Origin of the sequence: Methylobacterium sp. 190mf, from assembly GCF_900107945.1 — a bacterium.
Taxonomy (GTDB): Bacteria; Pseudomonadota; Alphaproteobacteria; order Rhizobiales; family Beijerinckiaceae; genus Methylobacterium.
The window spans coordinates 121,516-147,554 of record NZ_FNVI01000018.1; the positions used below are offsets into that span (position 1 = coordinate 121,516).

At 72.1% G+C, this 26,039-nt stretch carries 16 protein-coding genes; 10 read left to right on the forward strand and 6 right to left on the reverse strand.

What is annotated here, in order from left to right; translation table 11 throughout:
* The first annotated feature begins 12 nt into the window (after positions 1–12).
* The 8 genes from C4T42_RS21000 (at position 13) to C4T42_RS21035 (ending at position 15,250) form a co-directional block, all read left to right on the forward strand.
* On the forward strand, positions 13–3,876 hold the full coding sequence (locus C4T42_RS21000; protein ID WP_100252630.1) for a DUF4132 domain-containing protein: 3,864 nt from the start codon (positions 13–15) through the stop codon (positions 3,874–3,876).
* Positions 3,873–5,003, forward strand: a complete 1,131-nt coding sequence (locus tag C4T42_RS21005) for a VWA domain-containing protein (RefSeq protein ID WP_100252631.1) — start codon at positions 3,873–3,875, stop codon at positions 5,001–5,003. The genes C4T42_RS21000 and C4T42_RS21005 overlap by 4 nt, the downstream gene beginning before the upstream one ends.
* A gap of 9 nt (positions 5,004–5,012) precedes the next feature.
* The gene (locus C4T42_RS21010; protein ID WP_103985824.1) at positions 5,013–6,998 is read left to right on the forward strand and encodes an SWIM zinc finger family protein; all 1,986 of its coding nucleotides are present in this window, start codon (positions 5,013–5,015) and stop codon (positions 6,996–6,998) included.
* Positions 6,999–7,194: 196 nt separating this feature from the next.
* Positions 7,195–10,317, forward strand: coding sequence for a hypothetical protein (locus C4T42_RS21015; protein ID WP_103985825.1), 3,123 nt, complete (start codon positions 7,195–7,197; stop codon positions 10,315–10,317).
* Positions 10,314–11,978, forward strand: a complete 1,665-nt coding sequence (locus tag C4T42_RS21020; RefSeq protein ID WP_103985826.1) for a hypothetical protein — start codon at positions 10,314–10,316, stop codon at positions 11,976–11,978. The genes C4T42_RS21015 and C4T42_RS21020 overlap by 4 nt, the downstream gene beginning before the upstream one ends.
* Positions 11,979–12,288: 310 nt before the next feature.
* Complete coding sequence (locus tag C4T42_RS21025) at positions 12,289–14,118, forward strand: reverse transcriptase family protein (protein WP_103985827.1); 1,830 nt, start codon at positions 12,289–12,291, stop codon at positions 14,116–14,118.
* Positions 14,115–14,855 carry a hypothetical protein gene (locus tag C4T42_RS21030; protein WP_100252636.1) on the forward strand — a complete coding sequence of 247 codons (741 nt, stop codon included), beginning with the start codon at positions 14,115–14,117 and terminating at the stop codon, positions 14,853–14,855. Before C4T42_RS21025 ends, C4T42_RS21030 begins: the two co-directional genes overlap by 4 nt.
* The gene (locus tag C4T42_RS21035) at positions 14,852–15,250 is read left to right on the forward strand and encodes a hypothetical protein (RefSeq protein WP_100252637.1); all 399 of its coding nucleotides are present in this window, start codon (positions 14,852–14,854) and stop codon (positions 15,248–15,250) included. Before C4T42_RS21030 ends, C4T42_RS21035 begins: the two co-directional genes overlap by 4 nt.
* 32 nt (positions 15,251–15,282) lie before the next feature.
* Here the strand turns inward: C4T42_RS21035 and C4T42_RS21040 are convergent, their stop codons facing one another.
* The 6 genes from C4T42_RS21040 to C4T42_RS31545 form a co-directional block, all read right to left on the reverse strand.
* Positions 15,283–16,383 (reverse strand): adenylate/guanylate cyclase domain-containing protein, encoded by a 1,101-nt coding sequence (locus tag C4T42_RS21040; protein ID WP_103985828.1) that lies wholly within the window; start codon positions 16,381–16,383, stop codon positions 15,283–15,285.
* 782 nt (positions 16,384–17,165) lie between these two features.
* The gene (locus C4T42_RS21045; RefSeq protein ID WP_103985829.1) at positions 17,166–18,092 is read right to left on the reverse strand and encodes an alpha/beta hydrolase; all 927 of its coding nucleotides are present in this window, start codon (positions 18,090–18,092) and stop codon (positions 17,166–17,168) included.
* 14 nt (positions 18,093–18,106) lie between these two features.
* Entirely contained in the window at positions 18,107–20,059 is a 1,953-nt protein-coding gene (locus C4T42_RS21050; protein ID WP_103985830.1) for an FAD-binding monooxygenase, read from the reverse strand.
* Positions 20,060–20,206: 147 nt separating this feature from the next.
* Positions 20,207–20,737: a lysozyme inhibitor LprI family protein gene (locus C4T42_RS21055; protein WP_128083443.1), complete on the reverse strand. Its 531-nt coding sequence runs from the start codon at positions 20,735–20,737 to the stop codon at positions 20,207–20,209.
* Between the two features lie 147 nt (positions 20,738–20,884).
* Positions 20,885–21,415: a lysozyme inhibitor LprI family protein gene (locus C4T42_RS21060; RefSeq protein ID WP_081636529.1), complete on the reverse strand. Its 531-nt coding sequence runs from the start codon at positions 21,413–21,415 to the stop codon at positions 20,885–20,887.
* Positions 21,416–21,595: 180 nt separating this feature from the next.
* On the reverse strand, positions 21,596–21,862 hold the full coding sequence (locus C4T42_RS31545) for a hypothetical protein (RefSeq protein WP_128083444.1): 267 nt from the start codon (positions 21,860–21,862) through the stop codon (positions 21,596–21,598).
* Between the two features lie 793 nt (positions 21,863–22,655).
* On the opposite strand from C4T42_RS31545, the gene C4T42_RS21065 reads away from it, so the two are divergent.
* Together C4T42_RS21065 and C4T42_RS32770 are read left to right on the forward strand one after the other, a co-directional pair.
* Positions 22,656–23,141 carry a MucR family transcriptional regulator gene (locus C4T42_RS21065; RefSeq protein ID WP_103985831.1) on the forward strand — a complete coding sequence of 162 codons (486 nt, stop codon included), beginning with the start codon at positions 22,656–22,658 and terminating at the stop codon, positions 23,139–23,141.
* A 1,072-nt stretch (positions 23,142–24,213) separates the two neighbouring features.
* Positions 24,214–26,039, forward strand: a 1,826-nt coding sequence (locus C4T42_RS32770; protein ID WP_181049198.1) for an autotransporter-associated beta strand repeat-containing protein, incomplete at its 3' end; no start/stop codon positions are given.

A 26,039-nucleotide genomic window follows, 5' to 3' on the forward strand; every position in this document is an offset into this window, starting at 1 on the left:
GGGAGACAGGCCATGGAACGCTACGAGCTGGTCGAGGGCAGCGCCGCCAAGTTCTGGGAGGTCGGCGTCTCCGGCCCGACGCTCACCGTCCGCTTCGGGCGCCTCGGCACCCAGGGCCAGAGCAAGGACAAGACCTGCGCCGACGCGGCCGCGGCCGTGAAGGAGAAGGACAAGCTCGTCCGCGAGAAGACCGCCAAGGGCTACGTCCGCGCCGACGGCGCGGCTCTCGCCCCGGCGCCCGCCCCGGCACCGACCGCCGCCGCCCGGAAGCCCGCCTCGGTGCAGGCGTCCGGGCCGGCCGGCGAGACGGTTGTCGAGCGAGCCGCGGAGCCGGCCGCCGCCCCGCCGCCGGCCGAGGCCCCGCCGGAGCCCGTCCCGCCCCCCGCCCCGGCCGCGGTCTTCGCGGCGGTGCCGCTGCCGACCCGCCTGCGCCCCGGTCCGCGCCCGGACGCGGCGGAAGCCTGGCAGGCGATCGCGGCGCCGCTGGCGGCCGCGCTCGGCGATGCCGAGGCCGCGCGCCTCGCCGGAGCGCCGCCGGACCGGGACGGCCTCGCCGCCTGGCTGGACGCGATCGTCGACGCCGCGGAGGCGCGCCGACAGGGGAATCCGTCCCGGGCCGCCACCGGCGACGCCGTCCTTCGAGGGGCACTGGAGGCGGTCCTGCGCTACGCCGTGGCCGAGGGCGGGACGGAGGCCGTCGCCCGGCTGGCCGACCGCCGCCGCCCGACCCCGAAGACGCCGCGCGCCTACCAGCGCCTGTCCTGGGCCGAGCCGCTCCACCTCGCCCTGCGGGCCGCCCTCGTGCACGCCCCGGAGGCCGATTACGACGCCGCGGTCGCGCTCCTGAACGCCCGGATCGCCGAGGACCACGACTGGCCGGCGGCCTGCGCCTTCGCGTTCATCCTGGCCGACGACCGGGCCGCCCCGCACCCGCTCCAGCCCGTCGCGGTGGTCGAGGCCGCCGCGTCGGCGGGGATCGACGTCACGGCCGAAACGGCCTACCTGCCGCTGCTGGCCGACGCGCCGCCGGAAGCGGTCGCGCGCTGGCGCGCCAAGCGCAGCTACCACCTCTACTTCGTCTACTGCGCCCTCGACGCGGCCGAGGCGGCCGCGACCCTGCTGGCGGTGGCCCGCGCCGCCGGGCAGCCGGCCCTGCCGGCCCTCGACTGGCTGCTGCACTACGCCCTTGACGAGCAGCGTCGCACGGTCGCCCTGGCGATCCTGTCGACGGGCGAGGCCGGGGCGCTCCCGGCCCTGCTGCCCCACCTCCACGAGAAGCCCGTCGCGGCCGCCCTCGACGCGGCGCTGGAGGCCGATCCCGCCGCGATCCTGCCCCGCTGCCTCGCGGCCCTCGCGGGCGGCCGGTCCGAGCCCGCCCTGCGCGCCCGGGTGAACCGGGCGCTCGACGCCCACGGGCTCGACACGGTCCGCGGCTGGCTCGCGGCGTCGGGCGGGCGCGGGGCCGGCATCCTCGACGCCCTGGCGGAAGCCCGCGCGGTGCCCCTCGCGGAGCCCGCCGCCTGGCCGCGGGTGCTGCGGGACCCGCCCTGGCGGGCCAAGGCCCGGACCCGGGACGACCTCGTCCTCGCCCTCGCGCCGCTGCCGACGCCGTTCGCCCACGCGGTGCCCGAGGTCGCGCCGAGCTACTGGCGCGCGCGGAACGCCGTCACCCTCGACGGCCCGGAGGCGCTGCGGGCCTTCGTGGCGGCCGCCGAGCTTTCCCATCCGACGCAGGGCTGGAGCCGGATCCCGCCCCCGCTCTCCGAGCCGCCGCGCGACGATCCGCCGGCCCTGATCGCCTGGGTCGCCGGCCGCGTCGCCCAGATCGACGAGGCCTGCCATTACTGGGCGAACTCGCCCTATCGCCAGCTGGTCGGCAGCCTGGAGCGGCAGCCCGAGCCCCTGGCGCTCGCCCTCTGGGCCCAGTCGCGCGTCGTCGCGGGATGCTTCCACGTCTCGCAGTGGCCGGAGATCGTGTGGGCGATGCTGTCGCGGTTCGGCGAGCGGGCGATGCCGGGCCTCGTCGGGCTGGTCGAGGCCGATCCGGTCGGGCTCCTGCCGGCGGTCCTGGCGGTGGACGATGCCCGCCTCGCCGGGCCCGCCGCCCGCGCCCTCACGAAGCTCAAGAAGGCCCGCGAGCCGGCCCTGGCCTGGCTGCGCCGCCATCCCGAGACCGCCCTCACCCGCCTCTTGCCCGACGCCGTGGGCCGGCCCGGGGCGCTGCGCGACGCCGGCGAGCACGCCCTGCGCGTGCTGGCGCAGGACCGGGCGGACGGCCGCGCCATCATCGCTTCCGTGGTCGCGCGCTACGCGGACCAGGCACCGGACGTGACCGAGGCGGTCGCGCAGGTGCTCGACCGCGATCCCCTCGCCCGCGTCCCCGCCAAGGTCGGCAAGCCGCCCGCCTGGGTCGTGCCGTCCATGCTGACCCGGCCGCGTCTGCGGGACGGGACCGCCCTGCCGGACGCGGCGATCCTGACCCTGTGCGAGATGCTGTCCTTCACCAACCCGGACGCCGTCTACGCCGGCGTGCCGATGGTCCGCGAGGCCTGCACCGAGGCGAGCCTCGCGGCCTTCGCGTGGGACCTGTTCTCCGCTTGGATCGCCGCCGGGACGCCCTCCAAGGACGGCTGGGCCCTGCGCGCGCTGGGCTGGTTCGGCACCGACGCCACCGCCCGCGACCTGACCCGCCTGATCCGCCGCTGGCCCGGCGAGGCCGCCCACGCCCGCGCGGTCACCGGACTCGACGTGCTGGTCGACATCGGCACCGACGTCGCGCTGATGAACCTCAACGGCATCGCCGAGAAGCTGAAGTTCAAGGGGCTCCAGGAGAAGGCCCGCCAGAAGATCGCCCAGCTCGCCGAGGCCCGCGGCCTCACCCCCGAGGAACTGGCAGACCGGCTCGCCCCCGACCTCGACCTCGACGAGCGCGGCGGCCTCGACCTCGATTTCGGCCCCCGCGGGTTCCGGGTCGGGTTCGACGAGACCCTCAAGCCCTGGGTCCGGGACGCCGCCGGCCAGAGGCTCAAGGACCTGCCCAAGCCCGCCAAGGCCGACGAGGCCGGCAAGGCCGCGGCGGCGGTGGCCCGCTGGGGCGCCCTGAAGAAGGACGCGCGGGCCGTGGCGAGCCTGCAGGTGGCCCGCCTGGAGGCGATGCTCGCCGGCGCCCGCCGGGTCCAGCCGACGGTGTTCGGCCCCTGCTTCGCCGCGCACCCGCTCGTGCGCCACCTCGCCCAGCGCCTCGTCTGGGCCACCTTCGCGGATGCCGACCCGCGGACCGGTCCGGGCCTGACCTTCCGGGTGGCCGAGGACCTGACCTTCACGGATGCCGACGACGCGCCGCTCGACCTCGACCTGACCGGGGCGGCCCCGGGCCTGATCGGCCTCGTCCATCCCCTGCAGCTCGACACCGGGGCGCTGGCGGCCTGGGGGGCGCTGTTCGGCGACTACGAGATCGTCCAGCCCTTCCCGCAGCTCGCCCGCGAGACCTACGCCTTCACGGAGGCCGAGGCCGCCGCATCGACCACGAGCCGCTTCGCCGGGACCGTCGTGGAGGCCAACCGCCTGCGCGGCATGGCCGCCCGGGGCTGGCCCCTCGGGGCGCCCCAGGATGCCGGGGTGGTGTGGTGGATCGAGCGCGCCGTGACCTTCCCGGGCGGCGCGGCCGGCCAGGCGTCGCTGACCTTCTCGGAGGGCCTGTTCACCGGCGCGGTGGAGTTCGAGGACCGGGAGCAGACCCTCGGCGACCTGACCCTCGGCTCGCCCTGGAGCAGCCGGTCGGATCCGGGCCAGCGCACCTTCGGCGAGCTCGCGCCGGTGACGGCGAGCGAGCTCCTGCGCGGGCCGAGCCTCCTCGCCGGGACGCGGCTGCGGTGAGCCTCGACCCGGTCACGCGCTGGCGGCTCATCCTGGGCGAGGCGGCGGATTCCGCCTGCGCGGGGGCCGGCTGCGCCCTCTCCGGCGATGCGGCCGCCATGGATCAGGCGCTCGACTGGCTCTACGGCCGCGACGCCGAGGGCGCGGCGCGGGGGGAGCGCCGCCAGGGCGGGCGCGAGGGCTCGACCCTGACGGTGCCGGGCTGGATCAACGCGGTCCACACGCTCTTCCCCCGCGAGACGATCGAGCGGCTGGAGCGCGACGCGATCGAGCTCTACGCCATCGACGACGTGGTCACGAACCCCGAGGTGCTGTCCCGGGTCGAGCCGAACGAGACGCTGCTGAAGGCCGTCCTGCGCACCAAGCACCTGATGGCGCCCGACGTGCTGGTGATGGCCCGCAGGCTCGTGCAGGAGGTGGTGCGGCAGCTGATGGAGCGGCTGGCGCGGGACCTCGCGGTGGCGTTCTCGGGGGTGCTCGACCGGCGGCGCCACACCCGCCTGCCCGGCGCCCGCGACCTCGACCTGAACCGGACGATCCGCGACAACCTGCGCCACTACGATCCCGAGAGCCGGCGGATCACCGTCGAGCGGCTGCACTTCTTCGCCCGGAACCGGCGCCAGATGCGGCCCTGGCAGGTGATCCTGCTCGTCGACCAGAGCGGGTCGATGCTCGATTCGGTGATCCACGCCTCGGTGATGGCCGCCTGCCTGTGGAAGCTCCCCGGCATCCGCACCCACTTGGTCGCCTTCGACACGGCGGTGGTGGACCTGACCCGCGACTGCGACGACGCCTGCGAGCTGCTCATGAAGGTCCAGCTCGGCGGCGGCACCGATATCGGGGGCGCCGTGCGCTACGCGGCCGGGCTGATCACCGCGCCGGAGCGGGCGATCGTGGTCCTGGTCTCCGACTTCTACGAGGGCGCGAGCGAGGCCGCCCTGGTCGAGCAGGTGCGGGCGCTCTCCGGCCAGCGGACCCGCGTGCTGGGCCTCGCGGCCCTCGATTCGGAGGCGCGGCCCGCCTACGACCGGGCGATGGCCCAGCGGCTCGTAGCGGCCGGCGCCGAGATCGGCGCGATGACGCCCGGCGAGCTCGCCGGCTGGCTCGCCGCCGCGATCCGGGCCTGAGCGGCGCCGATGGCCCGCCCCGACCTCCGCGCGCTCACGGATGACGGCCTGATCCAGCTCGCCAATGCCGGGCTGGTGAAGCGGGCGCTGCGCGAGGTGGCCGCCGGCCAGGGGCCGGACCTCGCGGAGGCCGGGGACGGCACCGTCGAGGCGCGCTTCGCCGACGGCACGGTCACGCGGCTCGGCCCCGGCCGGCCTCCCGGCGAGGCCAGCTGCACCTGCCCGGCGAGCGGGATGTGCCGGCACCGGGTCGCCCTCGTCGTCGCCTACCGGGCCGCCCCGGTCGCGGACGGGCCGGCCGACGGGACCGGCGATGGGGGCGGCGATGGAGATCCCGAGGGTGCGGCGGTGCCGGCCGCGGCGCCGGTCGCCTGGGATCCCGGCACCCTCGACGGCGCGGCCCTCGAGGCGGGGCTCGGCGGCGCGGCGGCGGCGGAGCTGCGGCGCCTCCTGGCGGGTGGGATCACGGTCGGGCTGGAGCGGGGCGCCGTCCCGGCCGCGCGGCTCCCGACCGCGACCGTGCGCTTCCTCGTGCCCGACGCTGTCGGCTACGCCCGCTGCGACTGCGCGGCCGGGGGCGGCTGCGCCCACGTCGCCCTGGCGATCCGCGCCTTCCGGGAGGCCGCGGGCGCCGCCGAGATCCGCCTGGGCGGCGCGGCCCCGGCCGGAGCGGAGGCGAAGCTGGCGGAGACGGACCTCGCGGAGGCCGCCGACCGGGTGGTCGCCGGCCTGCTGGAGGCCGGTGTCGTGTCCGGACCGGAGGCGCACGGCGCGGCCCTCGTCCGGCTCCGGCGGGCGGCCGAGAGGCGTGGCGCCACGCAGCTCCTGCTGGCGGAGGCGGATCTCGACGGGCAGGTCGCGGCCTATGCCGCGCGCCACGCCGCCTACGACGCGGCCGTCGTCCTGGCGCTCGCCACCGAACTCCTCGGCCGCGTCCAGGGCGGTGAGGCCGCCCTCGGCCTCGGCCAGCCCTACGAGACCGCCATGGGCAAGACGCGCCTCGTCTCCCTGGGCGCCCGGCTCCTCGCCCGCGGGCGCGGCGCCACCGCCCGGGTGGCGCTGGCCGACACCGATACCGGCGCGCTCTTGGCGCTGGAGCGCGCGTTCGCGCCGGGCGAGGCCGAGGCGGATATCGCGGCCGGCCTGCCGGGGCGCCTCCTGAGCCCGGGCCTGTCCGTCTCGGGCACCGGCCAGGGCCAGATCCTGACCAGCGTCGCGCGGCGCCGGGCCGACGGGCTCCTCGCCCTCGGCCAGGGCGCGCGGGGCCGCACGGCGCTGCTGCCGCGAGACGCCCTGGTGGCCCTGCCGGCCCCCCTGGCGGCGCGGGACGTCCCGTCGATCCTGCGCCGCCTCGCCGACCGGCCGCCCGTCTTCCTGCGCCCGCGCGACCGGCTGGAGGCCTTCCACGTCTTCGCCGTCGAGGCGGTCCTGGGACAGGCCTGGGCGCCCGGCGCCCAGACGTGGCAGGCCGCCGTCGCGCTGCCGGGGGCGGGCGGCACGCTGTATCTCGCCCGCGCCTACGACCCCGCCGCGCCGCACGCCCTGGACGCCCTCGCGGGCGCCTGCGCGGGGCGCTGGGGACCCGTGCGGCAGGTCGCCGGCCCGGTGCGGATCGCGGACGGCACCCTGGTCTGCGATCCCTGGTCGGTGTCGGTCGATCGGCTCGTCGTGCCCGACCTCGCCGTCCCCGACGGCGCCGGCCACCCGATCCCGCCGGCGCCGGACCTGGGGCCGGCCACGCTCCTCGACGAGGCGGCCGCGCTCCTGGCGAACGCCCTCCATGCGGGGCGGCGGGCCTTCGCGGCCAGCGCCCGCGCCGGCGGCGCCGACCTGGTCGCACGCCTCGCCGCGACCGGCTATCCGGCCACCGCCGCGCGGCTCTCCGCCTTCCTCTCCGCCACCCTGGCGGCTCCGGGCGCGCAGTCCGAGCCCTTCGCCCGGGCCGCCCTCTGGGTCGCCGCCATGCGCGACGATCCCGGGCCGGAAGAGGCCTGATGAGGCCCGATCACGGAATCGTGCGCGCGCGGTTGCCCCCTCGGTCCCGCTGGGGCAGGTTGCCGCGGCTTCGGGCGCCGCGATTCGCCGGCCGGCCCGTCCCGGTCGTTTCGCGAGGAGCCCGGATGCGAGGACCCGTCGACCGTCGCGCGCGCGCGACGCATCCCTGCCCGGCCGCGCGGGCCGGCGCGGTGGCATGAGGGTCATCCGCGCGGCGCGCCTCCACCTGCGGGACGCCACCTCCGACAAGGTCTACGACGTCGACCTGATCGAGAACGAGGCCCTCGGGACGCCCGAGCGCTACTTCGTCAACACGCGCTACGGCCGGCGCGGCGCGACCCTGCGCGAGGGCTCCAAGACGCCCCAGCCCGTGACCGCCGAGGCGGCCGCCCGGGTGTTCGACAGCGTGGTCGTCTCCAAGATCAACGGCGGTTACCGGCGGGTCGACGGCCCGGAGACCGCCGCACCCGAGGCGACGCCCGACGGGCGCGATGGCGTGCTGCGGGCGCGGCTCTCCGCCTGCCTGCGCGAGAGCTGGGCCGAGCGTGACCGCGACCGCCTGCTCTGGCGCATCGGCGAGTTGCGGCTGGCCGCGACCGCCCCGGATCTGATCGCCCTCGCGCGGGGCCTCGGCCCGGCGCGGGCGAGCTACGCCCTGGTCTGGGCGCTCGCCCGGGCGGCGGGCGCACAGGCCGGTCCGGCGCTCGCGGCGATCGCCGCCGAGGCGCCCGGCAGCGTGGTCCGCGACCTCGCCCGCTTCGCGCTCACCGCCCCGCTCACCGGGCCCTACCGGCCGCCGGAGGCCGAGCCGGACCTGCCCGGCATGCTCGCCCGGCCGGCCGAGGCGGGCGACGTCGACGGGTTGTGCGGGGCGCTGAACGGCCTTGCCCGGCACGATCCGGGCCGGGTCGGGCCGGCCCTGGTGGCGCTCGGCCGCCGGGCGCAGGCGGCGCCCGGCCTGCACGCGACGCTCTGCGCCGCCCTGCTCCGGCTGCCGGCGCGGCCGCCCTACCTGATCGGCCTGCGGCGCCTCTTCAAGCACGCCGAGATGGCCGACGATGCCGCCCTGTTCGGCGCCACCGCCCAGCGCTTCGAGACCGCGCAGGCGATGTATCAGGCCGGCCGGAGCCACGCCTACGTCCCCGACCTCCGGCGCTACGTCGCGGTGGACGCGGCGCGCCAGGGGCCTGAGGCGCGGCTCGGCCTGTCCACCGCCACCCGCGCCTACATGAAGCGGCGGATCTGGCGCGCCCTGCGCAAGCGCGGCGCCGTCGGGGACCCGGCCTTCGCGGCGCTGGCGGCGGACTTCCTGCTGGCGCTCGGGCCGGAGGATCTCGATCCCCCGACCCGCTGGACCGCCTGGGGGCGGAAGCCGGACGGGACCTGGGGCCGGCAGGCGCGGGCGCGGGGACCGCTCGGCCGCAACTGGACGGCGAGCCAGCTCCTGTACCGTCACGCCCCGGAGGCCCGGCCGCGGACGGGTTCGCTGACTTTCCTGGAGACCGGCGCCGTCGATCCCGACCGGCGCGACGAGGCCTTCCCCGACCTCTGGAGCGCCCGCCCGGACCTGGCGCTCCGCCTCGCCGCGGAGGGGCGGATCGAGCCGGTGGCGCGGCTGGGCCTGCGGGTGCTGCGCGCGGACCCGCGGGCCTGCGCGGCCCTGACGGCCAGCGAGATCGGGCGCCTGCTGGCCGCCCCGCACGACGCCGTGCGGACCTTCGCGTTCCGGACCGCCCAGGCGCGTCTCGCCGCCGGGATCGCCGAGCCTGCCGAACTCGCCGCCCTGGTGGCGGCGCTGCTCGCGAGCCCGGAGCCGGAGGCGCGGGCGCTGGCCCTGCGGCGCCTCGAGGCGGAGGCGCCGATCGTCTGGTCGGATCCCGACCTCGCCGCCGCGCTGCTCACGAGCCCGGAGCCGGACGTCCAGGCGGCCCTCCCCGGCCTCGCCGGGGCGCGGGCGCTGCCCACCGGGCTCGCGGCGCCCCTGGTGGCGCGGCTGGTGGCGTGGCTGCGGGCGATGCCGCCGGAGCCCGACGCGGCCGCGACGGCCGCGATCCGGGGTCTGCGCGCCGCCCTGCCCTTCCTGTGGCCGGACCGCGACCTGCCGGTCACGTCCGAGACCGCCGCCGCCCTGATCGCCCACCCGTCCGCCGCGGTCCGGTCCGCCGGCCTCGCCCTCCTGGCGCAGTCCGAGGCCGGGGCCGCCGGCCTGCCGCCGGAGAGCTGGGACGCGCTGATCGGCGCGGAATCCGAGGACATCCGGATCGCCGCCCTCGTCCTGCTGGCGCGCCTCGATGACGCGCGGCTCGGGCCCTACGCGGACCGGATCGTCGCCTTCGCCAGCGGGCCCGGCAGCGCCGTCCGGCGGGCTGCCCGGCCCCTTGTGGCGCGCCTCGCGGCGGCGGATCCGGGCCTCGCTCCCCGCCTCGCCCGGGAGCTGATCGGCAGCCTGTTCCGCGCGGAGCCCGACGACGCCTACGCGGCCGACACCGTGGCCCTGCTGCGCGAGGCCCTGCCTGGGGAATGCGCCGCCCTCGACGACGGCACCCTGTGGCGCCTGCTGCAGGCGCGCGCGGACGGCGCCCGCCGCCTCGGCGCCGCCCTCCTGCCCGACCGGCGCCCCGAGGCCCTCAGCGTCCGCCAGATCGCCCGGCTCGGCAGCCACCCGTACCGGGCGGTGCGGGACTGGGCGACGGCGGCCTTCGCGGCCGACCCGGCCCGGTTCCAGGCCGCGGCGGCCGAGGCCGTCCTCCTGGTCGAGAGCGACTGGCCCGACACCCTCGCCTTCGCCCGCGGCCTGTTCGACGCGTGGCCGGAGACCGCCTGGACGCCCGAGGCGCTCGCCGTCGTCACCGACAGCGTCAAGCCGGAGGTCCTGGCCCTCGCCCGCCACCTCCTGCGCAGCCGGCTCCGGCCCGAGGACGCGGAGGCGCAGGTCCTGCGCCTCCTGGAACACCCCGCCCCGTCGATGCACCTCCTGCTCACCGAGTTGCTCACCGAGCAGGCCGTGGCGAGCGAGGCGGCCTTCGCGCGGCTGATCCCCCTCGCCCGCATCGTGATGCTGCAGGTGCTGCGCGGCCGGGTCGCCAAGGACCGGATGGCCGCCTTCCTCCGGGCCGAGGCCCTGCGCAGCCGCGCCCGCGCCGAGGCGCTGCTGCCGCTCTTCGCCGACCTGACCCTGAGTGGCACGGCCCGGGACCGCAGCGCCGCGATCCTGGCCCTGCGCGACGTCGCCGACGCGCATCCCGATCTCGCCGTGCCCCTCGTCCGGCGCCCGCCGGAGGCGCGGGGACCCGTCTCCGTCTCGGAAGAGGCCCGATGAACTTCGTCCATCGCTACCTCGGCGAGAGCCGGGCCGTCTCGGACGCGGACGCGACCCGGCTCGGCTTCGTTCCCGACACCTTGCGCGAGCCGACCTACTTCGCCGGGACGGTGGCGCGGCACCTGCCGTTCCGGGAGGCGATCTCCGCCCTGCACCACGTCGTCGTGTCGGACCTGCGCTTCAAGCCGAAGGACCGCACCGCCTACTTCGCGTGGCTCCAGGCCCACGAGCAGGAACTCCTGGCCGAGGCCCTCGCCGAGAAGGACAGCCTGCGCGCCGAGATCGAGGCGCTGCGCGCCGAGTCCCGGGACATCGCGGCCCGCTCCGACGCGGTGATGCGGTCGTTCTACGACGCGCGGAAGCGGTACTTCGACTATCTCTACCGGGAGAACCTCGACGCCTGGATCGTGCTCGACCCGGTCATCACCGTCCATCCGGACGAGATCTTTTTCGAGGCGTTCAGCCTCGACGAGTCGAGCTACGGGCGCCTGTCCTGCGACCACGACACGTTCGCGCGGATCGGCGACATGGCCTGCGGCACGACCAACATCGACTACAGCCACGCCCTCTACGACGAGTTCCAGAAGATCCGCAGCTACCGCGACACCGAGCTGGCGATCGACCCGACCGGCTTCGCGGTCCAGACCTCCGGCGAGGCCGCCTACCGCGAGGACAAGATCGACCTGCCCGATTCCTGGATGCGGGGCTTCCTGCAGGTGTCGAGCGCCATGGCGCAGCCCGCCCACGTGGTGGACCTGCACCCGGTCGACATGCACGCGATCCTGACCCGCCTCGCCGCGCGCCGCGAGCGCCACGGCCCGCGCTCCCTGCGGTTCCTGCTCGAGCCCGGCCGGCCGGTCAGCGTGCTGATCGAGCCCTGGAACGAGCGGCTGACCTTCCGGCGCTCGATCTACCGCGGGGGCGCGGCCGCGGAGATCCGCCTGTGGGGCCGGCGGCGGCTCGCGATCCTGGCCCGGACCCTGCCGCTCGCCCGGTCGGTGCGGCTGCACCTCCTCGGCACCGGGCTCCCCACCTTCGCGGTGGTGGATTTCGGCGGCCTGCGCTTCACGCTCGGCCTGTCGGGCTGGACCGCCAACGACTGGTCCCGGGCCGGGCAGTTCGACCTGCTCGCGCCCCGGGCCGACGTCGACGCCGACACCGCCGCCCGGGTCTTCGCGGCGCTCCGGCGCCACCACGCCGCCGACACCGGGCAACTCGCCGCCGAGACCGGCCTCGACCGGTCGACCGTGGAGGCGGCGCTCGGCGGCTACGTGCAGGCGGGCCGCGCCATGTTCGACCTCGACAAGCGGGTCTACCGCCTGCGGGAGCTGACCCGGGAGCCGCTGGCGCCGGGCGCCCTGCGCTTCGCCTCCGAGCAGGAGGCCAAGGCCGACCGGTTCCTGGCGGCCGGACTGGTCACCCTCGGGCCCGTCGAGCAGGCCGGCGACAGGCGGCGCCTGAGCGGGACCGTGCTGGACGACGGCCGGAGCCTGACGCCCGCGGTGGAGCTCGATTCCGACGACCGCATGGTCGGCGGCAGCTGCCAGTGCGGGTTCTACACCCACAACCGGCTGACCCAGGGCCCCTGCGAGCACATGCTGGCCGTGCGCCGCCTCGTCCACGCCCAGGTCGAGGGCAAGCCGGTGCGGTGGCAGGCGTGAGACGGACCCGATTGATGCGGCCGCGCGCCTGGCCTATCCTCCCCGCGACGAGGGGCGTCGGCCGGGGCGGACCTTGCATTTCGGGCGGCGATTCGCCGTCCCTGCACCCTGCCCGGCAAAGCGTCACTGGCCCGCTCTTCACTGGGCCGGCACTGACCACCGGTGCGCGTTCGCGGTTTGGGTTCGCTGAACCCAAACGCGCACCGGTGGTCGTGCCGGCGTCGAGTGGACCGGGCCAGTCCCGAGACTTGACGAAGGCATCCCGGCCGACGTCCCCCGTCACGCCTCCTGCCCGCGCCAGAGGCCGCCGATGAGCCAGCAGCCCGGCAGCCTGACCCGCCAGCAGCTCTACGACCGGATCCGCGAGAGCTCGAAGGACGAGGTCATCCTCGAGGAGATGATCCGGCTCGGCTTCTGGCCGGACGGGGAAGCGCAGCCTAACCCGCCGGACGACCTGATCCGCCGCCGCGGCGAGATCGCCCGCGCCCTCGCCGACCTGCACCGGCGGGAGGCGGCGTGGCGCGACCCGGAGGCCGCCCTCAAGGAGATGCATCGCCGCCGCAAGAAGGCGGCGCTGGAGCGGCGGCGCGAGACGCGGCTGCGTAACGCCCGCGACCGCCACGCCCGGGCGCAGGCATGGCACGCGCGCCGGGAGGCGGAGATCCTCCATCTCGGCGACGGCGTCTCGGCCGGCCTCGCGCACGCGGACGCTCCGGGGCGGGGGCCCGCCCCCGGTCTCCCGCCCTTGGCGAGCCCGAAGGCGCTGGCCGAGGCCATGGGGATCGGCCTCGGCGAGCTGCGCTTCCTCGCCTACGACCGGGCGCTCAGCGCGGTGAGCCATTACCGGCGCTTCACCATCCCCAAGGAGGCGGGCGGCCTGCGCCGCATCTCGGCGCCGATGCCGCGCCTGAAGCGGACGCAGTACTGGATCCTCGACGCGCTCCTCGCCCACGTCCCCGTGCACGCGGCGGCCCACGGCTTCGTGCCCGGCCGCTCGATCGTCACCAACGCCGCCGCCCATGTCGGGCGGGACGTCGTGGTCAATCTCGACCTCAAGGATTTCTTCCCGAGCCTCGATTACCGGCGGATCAAGGGGAAGTTCCGGGGCCTGGGCTACGCCGAGCCGGTAGCGACCGTGCTGGCGCTGCTCTGCACCGAGCCGGACGTGGACGCGGTCGAGATCGACGGCGCCCGCCTCTACGCCGCCCGGGGGCCCCGCCGGCTGCCGCAGGGCGCGCCGACGAGCCCCGCGCTCACCAACCTCGTCTGCACCCGGCTCGACGCCCGGCTCGCCGGCCTCGCCGGCAGCCTCGGTTTCACCTACACGCGCTACGCTGACGACCTGACCTTCTCGGCCTCCGGCGAGGCCGCCGGGAAGGTCGGCGCGCTGCTCAAATACGTCCACGCCATCGTTGCCGGGGAGGGCTTCACCGTCCATCCGGACAAGACCCGCGTGATGCGCCGCGGCCGGCACCAGGAGGTGACCGGGCTCACCGTCAACGAGCGGGTCGGCGTGCCCCGCGAGACCCTGCGCCGCTTCCGTGCCCTCCTGCACGGGCTCGAGCGGCACGGGCCGGCCGGGCGCCGCTGGGGCGCGGCCGGCGAGGCGGGCGTGCTCCGCGCCGCGGTCGGCTTCGCCCAGTTCGTCCGGATGGTCACACCGGAGACCGGCGCGCCGCTTGTCGCGCAGGCCCGCGCCCTCGCGGACCGCCATTCGGCCCCGGTGACGGCGCCCCGGCAGCCGGACTTCCGCGCCCGGTCCGCGCGGGGCGAGGTGCCCCTCGCCCGCTGGTGGGTGCCGGCCCCCCGCCCCGCGCCCGAGCCGGACCCGATCCTGGCCGAGGCGGAGGCGGCCGCGGCCAGGGCTGCGGCCGCGCCGGTTCCGGGCCGCAGCGGCGTGCCGGCCTCCGGGCGACCGCGTCTCGGCGCGCCGGAACCGGCCGCCCGCGCGGAGGCCGCGCCGGACGCGGGCGCCGAGCCCGACGACACCCCGATGAAGCCCTGGAAGGTCGTCCTGGGGATCTTCGTCCTGTTCCAGGCGGCCGCCCTGCTGCACCCGGCGCTCGGGCTGCTCGTCCTCGCGGTCGCCCTGCTCCTCGGCCTGCGACGCCTGCTGCACCGCTGGCGCCGGCGCCGATGAGCCTGGCCCGGAGCCTCCCGGCCGGGCACCTCCGGACCAGCCTCGCCGCGCTCTTCGCCCTGGCCCCGGTCCTCTCGCTCGGACCGGGGGCGTCCCGGGCCGACGAGGCGCCTGCCGCACCCGTCTTCAACAAGGCCGAGGCCGCGGAGATCGCGGCGCCGCTGCGGCAGGACCCGGCCTTGCTGCGCAGCTTCGGCACCTGCCCGGCCGACATCTTCGCGCGGGAGCGCCCGTTCTGGCGGTGGGCGTTCGCGCCCCGCCGGCCCACCGAGCGCCGCTGCGCGCGCGAGCCCGCTTCCTGCTACGCGCTCTGCACCCGGTGGTCGAACGCGCCGGCCTGCTTCGACCTCGCCCTCGCCCTGGAACACCACTCCCTCGACGTCGCCGACATCCTCGACAAGGAGCGGCTCTACGCCCTCGCCTGCGCGGGCGGGTTCCCGGCGGGCTGCACCAACCGGGCGGCCGGGATCCGGAACGGCGGCTACGCGGAGGATCCCTTCCGCGACGCGCCGCGCGCCGACATGGATGCCTGCCTCGCCCGGAGCTTCCGTCTCGATTGCGACCGGCGCGGCGCCTGGGGCTGCGCCATGCTCGGCCAGGCCTATCGCCTCGGCGAGGGCGTCGCCGCCGAGGCGTCCCGGGCCCGGGCGGCGTTCGACATGGCCTGTGCGATCAACCCGGACTTCGCGGCCTGCACCTTCGCCAAACGGCAGCTGGCCGAGATGGGCGCGCCGTGAGCGCCGGCGACGCCGGACCGGCTTCCGACGCCCTGCGGGCCCTCTACGGGCGGGTCGACCCAATGCCCGAGGGGCCGCCGGCCCCGGGCCACGCCCGCGCCTCCCTGTGCGTGGACGTGGGCGACGGGGACGACGTCGCCGCCGCCGAGCGCTGGATGCTGGCCCATGCCAGCCGGCTCACCCGCGTGCGCAGCACCGGCTGCGGCTGCTGCGTGATCGGCTGGGACATCGAGGGGCCGGCGGCGCTCGTCGCCACCCTGCCGGCGGCGCTCGGGGCAACCTCCGACTGGGCCGGCCCGGCCGCGACCCCGCGGCGCGCGGCGAGCGCGCGGGGCCGGCGCTTCTGGGCGCACGGGTGGGAGCGCTGGTGGGAGCGCTGGGTCCGCCGCCGCTGAGACGCGACCGACATGCGGCCCCTACGGGGAGCCTAGCGCGGTTCCGCGACGGCCTCGGCGCGGTCCAGCACCGGCGGCGCCGGCCTCTGCTCCGGGATCAGCCGGTCCGGCGCCGCGCCGCGCTCGAGAGTGGCGACCGCCAGGGGCGCGCCGCGGCCGCGCAGGGCGTGCGTCCCCAGCGGGCGGGCGCGGACGCCGTCGGGCATCCGGTCCAGCCGGTCGAGGAGATCCTGCGAGATCAGGATGTCGACGCCCAGCGGGCGGCACAGGGCCTCGATCCGCGCCGTCACGTTCACAGCGTCGCCGAAATACGCGATCTTGTGGCGGTCGACCCCGACTTCGGCCGTGACCACCGGACCGCCGTGCAGCGCCGCCTGCAGCCGCGGGACCGTCCCGAACCGGGCTTGCCAGGCCGCGGCGTCGGCCTCGATCCGGTCGAGCACCGCGAACACGCAGGTGACGCAGCGCGCGTCCTTGAGGCCGCGCTTCATCGGCCACGTGATCATCGCGAGGTCGCCGATGAAGTCGTCCGTGGAGCCGGCGTTGCGCCGCACCGGCTCGGCGAGCGTCGCGAACACGGCGCTGAGATATTCCTGCGCGCGCAGGTCGCCGTGGGTCTCCGCGAAGGCCGTCGAGCCGACCACGTCGAGGAACAGGAAGATCCGCTCCTCCTGCACCGGCTTGTGGTAGCGGCCGATCATGAAGTTCACGAACACCTCGCCGCCGATCAGGTCGCGCATGCGCATGACGAAGACCAGCAGGGCCGACACGGCCAGCGAGTAGGCGAGGAACCGCGGCGTGATCCGCACCGCCGTGGACAGGCTGTCGGCGGTGAGGCCGAAGGTCCAGACGACCAAGCCGCCGAGCGCGCAGCCGAGCGTGATCAGCACCACGTAGAGCAGTTCGGCAGCCAGCATGTAGACCAGCGCCGGCAGGCGGCGCAGCCGCGTCTGGACGCCCGACAGGGCCAGGCCGGGCACGAAGGCCAGCACCGTCCCGCCCACCGCCAGGGCGTAGACCAGGCCGGCGAGCATCGAGGCCCCGCCGACGAAGAGCAGGTTGTAGAGGAGGCCCGCCCCGCCGGAGGCGAGGAGGAGGGTCAGGGCCCAGAGCCAGCGGTACTGTGGGAGCATGGGCGGTCGGCGGGGTCGAGCGTGGCGGTGAGCACGGTTGGACCTACGCGATGGCGGGGGGCGAAGGCGAGAGGGGGGCGCCGCGACGGGTGGATGGGGCTGACGCCCTCGGGCTGGCCGGTCGCCCGTGACCGATCCGGAGCGATTCGCGCCGTCCACCCGACGTCGTCGGCCGGTGTCGCCGCGCGGCCACAGGTGGGGGCGCGTTCGATCCGGGAGGTTGGGACCTGCCCCCCGGCGGATCCCGCGAGGCTGGTGGTCCCGGCAGGACTCGAACCTGCAACCCAAAAAGGCTATTTCCGCCAGCAGCCTAACGAACGTCTACGGGTAATGGTTAGCACTTTGTGCGAGGACTGCAAGACGTAGCGCTGGCAGTTTCGTTTGAAGGTGACCGCAGCGCGGCCGGTCCTTCATCCAAACTCTTGGCATTGCTGGCTGCGTGATCATGTCTCTTCAATCAGAGCTGAACTGCAGCGTGCTCGCACGTTTCATCAAGAGGCAGCTCTCAAGATTGCAATCGAGCAGCGGAATAACACGGTCTGGCCAAAAGAATCTGGACCTAATCCGAGATCGTTGGCCGGATAGGCAGGCAATCCGCCTTCCGACACACTGATGAGAGTTACGAAAGTCTGCCGCGATTGCAGAGGCGTTTCATTTCCAGCTTATCTATTTAGGCTTAAAATCTCCAAAGAACGAAGTCGGAATGAAAATCTTATTAAACTTTCATGTCGGGATTGCGCTCATCAGCCGATAGTCATGCGCGGGTAGGATCGGTTGACTGGCTATACGGACGCAGCCTCAGTTCGCATATTAGGCTCCATGTTTCTCGGCTTGAGGTGGCCATCCACGAAGGTGCCGGCCTCCGAGAGAGCTGCGCGCCCCTCCGCAAGGTTCGGGAAGAACAGATGCCAAGCGTGGATCATCGCGGGCCAGATCCGAAGCGTGACGTCCATGCCCGCGCTGCCGGCCGCGCCGGCCAGACACACCGCATCATCGAGGAGCGTCTCGTCCGAGCCGACTTGGATCAGCGTCGGGGGCAAGCCCTTTAAATCGGCGTAGAGGGGTGAGGCCAAAGGGTTCTGAGGATCCGCGCCGCTCAGGTAGGCCGCCGCAAGTTCGGAGAGGTAGAGGCGCTGGATCATGGGATCCACCGCTGCCTTCGTCCTGAAGCTGTTGCCGCGCAAGGCCAAGTCGATCCAGGGTGAAGAGAGCCAGAGACATCCGGGCAGCGGGTCGCCCGCCTCTCGCAGGCGCAGCGCGGCGGCGACGGCGAGGCCACCGCCCGCGCTCTCGCCGCACAAGGCGATCCGTTCGGGCGAGATCCCCTGCTCCAGCACGAACCTATAGCCCGCCACCGCGTCGTCGAGGGCGGCGGGGAAAGGGTGCTCAGGGGCGAGCCGGTAGGCGAGTGCGAGGGTGCGGACGCCGGCGTCCTGCCCCGCGCGCGCAACGACGTGGCGATGGCTGTCGAGGGATCCAGCCATGTACCCGCCGCCGTGGAGGAAAATGAGGACGCGCTCGGGATCGCCACCAGGGCAGAGGGTCCACTCACCCGGCACGCCGCCGGCATCGACAGGGGTGACGCGGGTGCCGGGCGGAAGCGCGTCGCGGCGGCCGAAGCTGTCGAGCCGGGCGCGCCGTGCGACGAGATCCGCCGGCCGCGGCTGCGCCTGCAGGAAGGCCCGGATCGCGTCGATCTCGCTGCGCATCGCGCTTCCACCCGCTACAGCATGAATCGATCGAAGAAGGCCGCGAGTTCGGCATGGGCGTCCAGGGGCAGCACATGCGCGACGTGCTGGTCCGGCCGCACGACGACGATGCAACCGTCCGCCCGCCAAATGCCGCGCAGTGCGAAGATATCGCCGGCCTTCGGGTCCGGGCAGAAGACCTTCTCGCAGTCGACGAGGTTATAACGCCCCTTCGGCGGTCGCAGCAGCGGTGGCATCGCTCCTAGAACGAACTGCCGGTGGCCCTGCTGCAGGATCGACCGCACGTCGATGACGGAGTCGATGTCGGCGCCCGCGGGTGTGAACCGCCGGATGGGCGCGTCGTCCGCTTCGGCAAGGTACGTGCACACGGCGCGCAATCGCGAGGATCGCGCGTCGGGCGACTCCGGATCCGCGAACAGGAACAAGCGCCAGCGGCCATCTGCCTTGACGGTGTGGCCGAGCTGAAGTGGCTTAGCATCGGCCAGCCGGATCACCGGCGCCGAATGAAAGCGTGTCCCGATCCTGAAGCCCTCGGCGAGGTTCTGATGCGTGGACTGGCCGGTGATGAGGGACGGCGGATAGCAGGTCTCGGTACCGGCGGTGAAGCGGCCATGCTTGACGAAGTACCGCTCGAACTCGGCCGGATCGACGCCGTCGCCGCCCGTCACGTCGGATGGCCTGGGCGGGGCGCTGAACATGCGGGCGAACGCACGGTCGAAGTCGATGAGTTCCTGGGCGACGGCGCGACGCTCCATCGAGTAGGTCTGGAGAATCTGCGGTGTACACTGCCCGCGGACCACGGCGGCGAGTTTCCAGCCGAGGTTGAAGGCGTCCTGCATCGAGACGTTCATGCCCTGGCCCGCTTTCGGGCTGTGCGTGTGGCAGGCATCGCCAGCGATGAAGATCCGGGGCGAACGATGTTCACGGTGCGCAAGGCCGCCATCATCGAAGGCTTCGCAGAGCCTCTGCCCAATCTCGTAGACCGACCACCATGGGACTTCCTTCACCTCCAGCGTGTAGGGGTGCAGGATACGCCGCGCCGCCGCGATCAGGTGATCGACAGTCACCGCGTCCCTTGCCAGGCGCCGATTCGCGTCGAGCTTGTCGAGTTCGATGTACATGCGCACGAGGTAACCACCTTCGCGCGGGATGATTAGGAGGCTGCCCTCTTTGGCGGAGTGGATGGCGGACTTCAGGCGGATGTCCGGGAAGTCAGTCACGGCAAGTACATCCATGACGCCCCACGCCTGATTGGCGGAGTCACCGTGCACCGTAAGGCCCACAGCGCCACGCACGGCGCTGTGGGCCCCATCGCACCCGACGATGTAGCGCGCGCGTACGGTCTCGACGGCAGACGTCTGCGAATCGTCGATCCGCTCAAGCCTGACGTTGACCGGATAGTCGAAGTCGCTGGATGGCTCGATGCCGTCGCCCGTTTCGGCGTCCGTGAGAGCCAGATCGAGGAAGTTGCGTCCGTAGCTCGGCTCCAGGCGAGTGGGCGCGTTCTGCATCGTTGCGAGGAAGAAGTCGTGGACCCGCGCCTGGTTCATGATGACGTGCGGGAACTCGGACAATCCCTCCTCCGTATCCACGATGCGGCCAGTGCGGGTAATCACGTTCGACTGGCTGGGATCGGGGTTCCAAAAGCAGGTTTCGTTGACCCAGTACGCCTCCTTGAGGACGCGCTCGCTGAAGCCGAATGCCTCGAACATCTCCATCGTCCGGCATGCGATCCCATCGGCTTGACCGACGAGGAGGCGGCCGCGCTTCCGATCGATGATCCGAGTCGTGATGTTGGGGAAGGCCGCGAGTTGCGCGGCGAGTGTGAGGCCGGTCGGTCCGCAACCGATTATTAGGACATCGACCAGATCCGGCGATGCGCCCTTTGAGTGTGAATTTCCTCCTACCGCTGGTGGTTCGGCGATCGCTGGATCCCCGGACTTGTAGCCGTTGAGATGGAACTGCATCCGCGCAAATTCTCGGCCTGCTATCGGGGGCCTCAAACGGTCTATAGCGTCAGATCCGTTTCGGCACATTCATCTAAACACATTCGTAGCGACAACGACAGTCTCGCGGCCCCTCTAGAGGTATCACCGGGAGAAGAACGCTAGCGTTTACCAGCGGTCATAGCGCCGCTTAAGCTCCGCGGTTCGCGCTTCCGTATGCCCGAGTAAGCAGGTGGCGATAGCTGGATAAGTCCCTGTACCGCCATGCCACTCATCGGTGATGAGATCGCCGCAGTCGGCATTGCGGAATCGCATCCAAGACTGTTGAGCAAGTCTGAGCTCCTCCTGCCACTTCTTACCGTTATCCTCGCTGCTGATCGATTTCATGGCGCGTGCGTAAATCGCGTTCAATTTCTTATCTGCGATTTCCTGGGCTCGACCCAGGCAGGCGGTCATCCCTGGGCTGATCACCTCAGAACAGGCAGCGTCAAGTTTGCCCGCAACATCTCCGTAGGCCTTCGACAGCGCCTTCGCTGCATCCTCACCATGACGGTTCAGGCAGGAGTCTATTGTATTGTCATCCATGCAGGCCAAGGGCGGCGGTTCTTTCGAGGCTGATGGCGTCGCATCATTCGGCGCAGCGTATGCCGCGCTAAGAAAGCCGGCAGATAAAATAATAGAGAGAGCGAGGGCCTTCATCGTCGACACCTTTATATTCCGCGGATGCTGCCTTAGCGTATGCGCCTATTCGTCCGGCGCGGTGTATATCAATCTCAAACTAAATCCATCGAGGGCCAGAAACGGGGGCGTTAAGGCCAGGAGGGGCCCAAAGTCCGCGTCACAAATCTATTCGCGGTCGTAGCGCCGCTTAAGTTCTGCCGCTCGCTCTATGGTATGCGCGACCAGACAGGCTGATCCCGCTGGACCGGCGCCTGTACCGTCCATCCACTCGAATGATATGACATTGCCGCAGTCGGCATCCCGAAATCGAAGCCAAGCCTGTTGTGCGAGCTTGAGTTTTTCGCGCCATTTGCGGGCTGCGTCATCGTCGCTGCCTATCGACTTCATCGCACGGGCGTAGGTCTCATTGAGCTCCTTGTCCGCGACTCGTTGAGCACGCTCCAAGCAATCGCCGATGGCCGGGCCGATCACCTCGAAGCACATCGGAGCGACCTTTTTGGATGCGTCGGCGTAAGCATTAGACAACATATTCACAGCCGCTTCGCCATGGCGGCTCAGACATATGGTTGGGTCGTCCGAGTCACATGTCTCAGCGGCGGGCGCACTTGGCGCTGCAAGGGCCATGGGCACCAAAGTCACGCTGGCCACTGCGCCAGCAAATGCACCGGCAAGGGTGCGAAGAGCGGCCTTGCTCATACTGCTACCTGATCTGACTGTAATACTGCAACAAGCCACAGATTTACGGCCGTAATTTTGAGGTGTGTTGATCGCGCAGCATTTGCGATCTCGAAGCACGAGCTGCGCTTGCTGCAATTGCCACATGGCCGGACCGCGCCTCACATGAGGCGCAGGTTGGATCACTTGGTTTCCGGCGCCTCAATAGTAACGCCCCGGAATGAAGCGAGTACGGGTCGCGTTCCAGTGACCTCTCATGTAGCCAACCGGCCGATTGGTGGCATGGCAAGCGGGGATCCACCTCGTGCCGTGATAGCAGAGTTTGCCGTAGCGGCTGAGCCAAGCGACGTTGGACACGAGGGGCTGATCGGAGGTTGTGAATGCCTTATCCAGGGCGATGATAGGTCCCGCATTCGCCGCGCCGATCGAGGCGATCGAAATGGCTGCGGCAACAACAATGGACTTCATGGATTGCTGCTTTCGTTAACAGATGGCGCATTGAACAGATCTAACTTGATCTGGGGCGATCCGGTTGATTTTGCCGGTTCGCTGCGGGAGTACATATCTCCGACCTCGGAGAGCTTAGGTGCTTCAGAACACGTCAGCTGCGGCGCCTCATTCGGCCTCCGCGCTGAAGAGCATCTCTCTCACAGCAGCGGCAAGGAGCCCGTACTCAAAATACTTGGCAGCGACGGTGGTAGCTTCGGAGTTGCAGGGTCACGGACCGGCGGAAGACCAGCCGCCGGCGGCCAGCTCGATCCGGTCGCCGTACGATTCGAGCATCTCGTCACGGTCTGGCCGGATGGCCTCGTCGGGAGCCGGGCCCGGGATGCCCGCGCCGTCTTCGAGGCGCTGTCCGAATCCGAGCAACTCGCGGCGATCGCCGCGGCACGGGCCTACGCGGCACACGCTCAGCGCAAGCCGGGCTACGCCTTCGCGTCGCAGGCGTGGTTGCGCCAGACCGACTTCGCCCCGCTGCCCAGCCCAGGGCGCCGCACAGCCGCGTCTTCGTCCGCGACGACTCGCCCGGATGGGAAGCGTGGGCCGCACACTACCGGCGCCTCGGCAGGCCGATGATGAACCCCCATCCACATCGGCGGCCAGGACGGCTGGCGCTTTGGGAGCCCGCTGCCGCCCACGGCAACCTCCGCGGCCTGATCGTGGCCGCTCCTCATCCGCCCGGTCCTCGCGATCGACCCTCTGATCAGGAGAGCCCCATGTCCGATTCCCCCGACGACCTCCTCAGCCCACCACCGGCATCGTGGCGGCCTTCGTCAGCCGCCAAGCGGTGGCCGCGGCCGATCTGCCCGGCCTGATGCGCACCGTCCGCGACGGCCTGCTCGCGCTGGGCGATGTGGGCCCGCCGATCGTCGCCGAGCCGGAGCCCGACCGCCCCGCCCCGACGCCCGCCCAGATCCGCAAGTCCGTCCACGCGGACAGGCTGATCAGCTTCATCAACGGCTGCGAATACAGGACGCTGAAGCGGCACCTCACGGCCTACGGTCTGACACCGGACAGCTACCGCGCAAGCTTCAGCCTGCCCCACGACTATCCCATGGTCGTCGCCGGCTATGCTGCAAAGCACTCGGCGCTCGCGAAGGCGATCGGGCTAGGCGTGCACGGCGCCCAGGCGGCGTGGCAGGCGAGCAGCAGCATCGTCAACGACGCCGAGCACTTATACCGGTCGAGAAATGCCGTTTTGGGACGCGCAAAGCTTCCGGATCGACAAACGAGGATGACTCCCTAAGAGACGGTTTACCGATTGTTAATGTTTCCGTTTCTTTTCTGAATCTTCCCGATCGTATATTTAGAAGTCTTATTGAATGATTTTGACAGACGCCTATCGTTATCGTGCTGCGCTGCTCGCGGGTATGGCGTTCTCGATGCCCGCCACGGCCGGGAGCGCTGAGGGACTGCCGTGGGGCTTATATTCGGACAAATCTACCAGTATTGCTATCCCATTTGCGTCTCCAATTATCTGGAAGGCAAAGGACGAATTTGGCAACAATAGCCCCGGAGCAACGCTGAGTGTCGGTATCGACGGCATGAGCCCAAGCAATTTCATGCTCGATACTGGTTCGACGGGTATAGCCATCGGAAAAGACTCTAAAGTTTGGCAACCTGCTCCTGGCCAAGCGCCGATCGGACCGGGACAGATCACATATTCTAGCAGCCAGCGTGTCTTAACAGGTCAGCTCTACGAGACCACCGTGCAGCTTTACGACCCGGCAACGAAAAAACCTGTCGCTGCCGCGCGCGTACCCATACTGCAGGTGACGGCGGAAACAGTGGGCGGCGTTGCCGTAACCGGCGAAATTAAGACACAGATGTTTGGTGTCGGCTTCGGCCGTGAGGCAAAGGGTTTCCCGAATGGGACACCCGATGCAAATCCGTTGCTCAATATCAACTATATCGCCACTGGCGACGCATCCAAACTTGTGCGTGGCTACATTATAACTAAGGACGGAATACAACTTGGACTTACAGCCGCAAATACACAAGGGACGACGTTCCTTAGGTTAACTGCCGGCCCGAAATCGGGGAACGCCATCGAATGGCAGATGACGCCGGGCGACCTGCAGGCTGGGGGCGCCATCGGCTCCGGAACTGTTCTGCCTGATACGGGCCTCTACGACTCCTACATCATCCTCCCGGATGGCAGCAGCCTCACACCCCATGCGAGGATCCCCAAGGGAACTCTCGTAACAGTTTACATGCCGGGTCGTACGAGCCCGCCTGTAGCGCTTTACAGCTTCAGAGTTGGTGACACGCGCAATCCGCTTGCGCCGGTGGGCGAGGTCTATGCGGAGAGCACGCCGGTGCCTGATACCGGCGCAACCTACATCAACACGACGATCACGATCCTCCGCGGCTTCAATCTCATCTATGACGCCGATAGCGGGTTCGCGGGTTACCAGCGCATTGCCCCCGAAAGTGCAGATCTCATTGCCCAGCCGATGATCGCACTGCAGGGAAGCTTGAGCTTGGCCTCGCAATTCACGACCGGCCTTCCCGTCTTCCTGATGAGTACGACGGCGCTGAACCCGCTCGATGTTGCGAGCCTCGGCGGCGACGTCTCCGGGCCTGGCGGCCTGATTAAGGTTGGGCTCGGCACCCTCGAACTTGCCGGCACCAACACCTATGCCGGCGGCACCACCATCCTCGGCGGCACCCTGGCCGTTTCCCGCGACGCTAATCTCGGCGCCGCCGGCACCGGCCTGACCCTCGGCGGTGGCACCCTCGAGGTCCTCGCCGACGGCTTCGCCACCGCCCGCCCGATCACGCTGGCCGGCCCCGGCACCCTGCAGATCGACCTCGGCACCGCCACCTTCGCGGGGCCGATCGCCGACGGCAGCCAGCCGGGCGTGCTGATCAAGTCCGGCTCCGGGACCGCCGTGCTGTCGGCCGCCAACACATTTACCGGCGGCGCTGTCATCAGCGCCGGCACTCTCGCCCTGACTGCCACCGGCAGCCTCTCCGCACCGGTCCTCGTCGGTGCAGGTGCGAGCTTTCTCAATGCCGGCCTCGTCGCCGGCAGCGTCGGCAACTTCGGCGTGCTCGCCAACAGCGGTACCATTAATGGCGCGATCGCCAATGCCGGTATGGCCGTCAACGCCGGTACCATCGCCGGCGGCACGACCAACAGCGGCAGCCTGGTCAACACCGGCACCCTCGCGGGCGGTCTGACCAACACCGGCACCGCCCTCAACACCGGCGCGATCGCCGGCGGCGTCATCAGCAGCGGCAGCCTGAGCAACGCCGGCACCATCGGCGGCGGCGTCGCCAACACCGGCCTCCTCGCCACCAGCGGCACGATCAGCGGCGGCCTGACCAATGCCGGCACCGTGCTCGCCAGCGCCGGCCGCATCGACGGGCCCATCGCCAACAATGCCGGCCTGCTCGCCGTCGCCGGATCCCTGGCCGGCACCGGCACCTTCGCCAACGCCGCCGGCGCGACGCTCGCCGTCACCACGGGCGGCAGCTACAGCCTCGCCGGCCCCCTCGCCAATGCCGGCCTCGTCGCCGTCGCCCAGAGCGCCAGCCTCACCGCCTCCGGCGGCCTCAGCAACGCCGGCCTCGTCGCCAGCGACGGCACCCTCACCGCCGACCTGACCAACACCGGCGTCGCCCGCCTGTCCGGGCAGTTCAACGGCACGCTCACCAACACCGGCCTCGTGCAGATCACCGGCCCGCTCGCCGGGCTCACCAGCCTGACCAACACCGGCGCCCTCGACCTCGGCGGCACCGCCCTCACGCTCACCGACCTCGCCGGCCCGGCCGCCGCCGTCCTGGGCAACGGCGCCCTCACGGTCGCCAGCGCGGCCGCCTCCACCTATGCCGGCGCCATCCTGGAGACCGCGAGCCCGACCAGCCTGACCAAGGCCGGCCCCGGCACGCTCCTGCTCACCGGCCCCGGCCTCTTCTCCGGCCCGACCACAATCCAGGCCGGCACGCTCTCCCTCAACGGCCTCTGGACCTCGCCGGTCACGGTCGCGGCCAACGGCACCCTGCGCGGCATCGGCACCGTCGCGGCCCCGGTCACGGTCGCGGGCGCCCTGCGGCCGGGCAACTCCCCCGGCACGCTCACCGTGCTCGGCCCGGTGGCGTTCGCCCCCGGCAGCAGCCTCGGCCTCGACATCGACGG

Excerpts from the sequence above, each read along its gene's own strand:
- C4T42_RS21060 (WP_081636529.1), bottom strand. The coding sequence starts at position 21,415 with ATGAGCAAGGCCGCTCTTCGCACCCTTGCCGGTGCATTTGCTGGCGCA.
- C4T42_RS21030 (WP_100252636.1), top strand. The coding sequence starts at position 14,115 with ATGAGCCTGGCCCGGAGCCTCCCGGCCGGGCACCTCCGGACCAGCCTC.
- C4T42_RS21015 (WP_103985825.1), top strand. The coding sequence starts at position 7,195 with ATGAGGGTCATCCGCGCGGCGCGCCTCCACCTGCGGGACGCCACCTCC.
- C4T42_RS21020 (WP_103985826.1), top strand. The coding sequence starts at position 10,314 with ATGAACTTCGTCCATCGCTACCTCGGCGAGAGCCGGGCCGTCTCGGAC.
- C4T42_RS21010 (WP_103985824.1), top strand. The coding sequence starts at position 5,013 with ATGGCCCGCCCCGACCTCCGCGCGCTCACGGATGACGGCCTGATCCAG.
- C4T42_RS21045 (WP_103985829.1), bottom strand. The coding sequence starts at position 18,092 with ATGCGCAGCGAGATCGACGCGATCCGGGCCTTCCTGCAGGCGCAGCCG.
- C4T42_RS21025 (WP_103985827.1), top strand. The coding sequence starts at position 12,289 with ATGAGCCAGCAGCCCGGCAGCCTGACCCGCCAGCAGCTCTACGACCGG.
- C4T42_RS31545 (WP_128083444.1), bottom strand. The coding sequence starts at position 21,862 with ATGAAGTCCATTGTTGTTGCCGCAGCCATTTCGATCGCCTCGATCGGC.
- C4T42_RS21000 (WP_100252630.1), top strand. The coding sequence starts at position 13 with ATGGAACGCTACGAGCTGGTCGAGGGCAGCGCCGCCAAGTTCTGGGAG.
- C4T42_RS21050 (WP_103985830.1), bottom strand. The coding sequence starts at position 20,059 with ATGCAGTTCCATCTCAACGGCTACAAGTCCGGGGATCCAGCGATCGCC.
- C4T42_RS21055 (WP_128083443.1), bottom strand. The coding sequence starts at position 20,737 with ATGAAGGCCCTCGCTCTCTCTATTATTTTATCTGCCGGCTTTCTTAGC.
- C4T42_RS21040 (WP_103985828.1), bottom strand. The coding sequence starts at position 16,383 with ATGCTCCCACAGTACCGCTGGCTCTGGGCCCTGACCCTCCTCCTCGCC.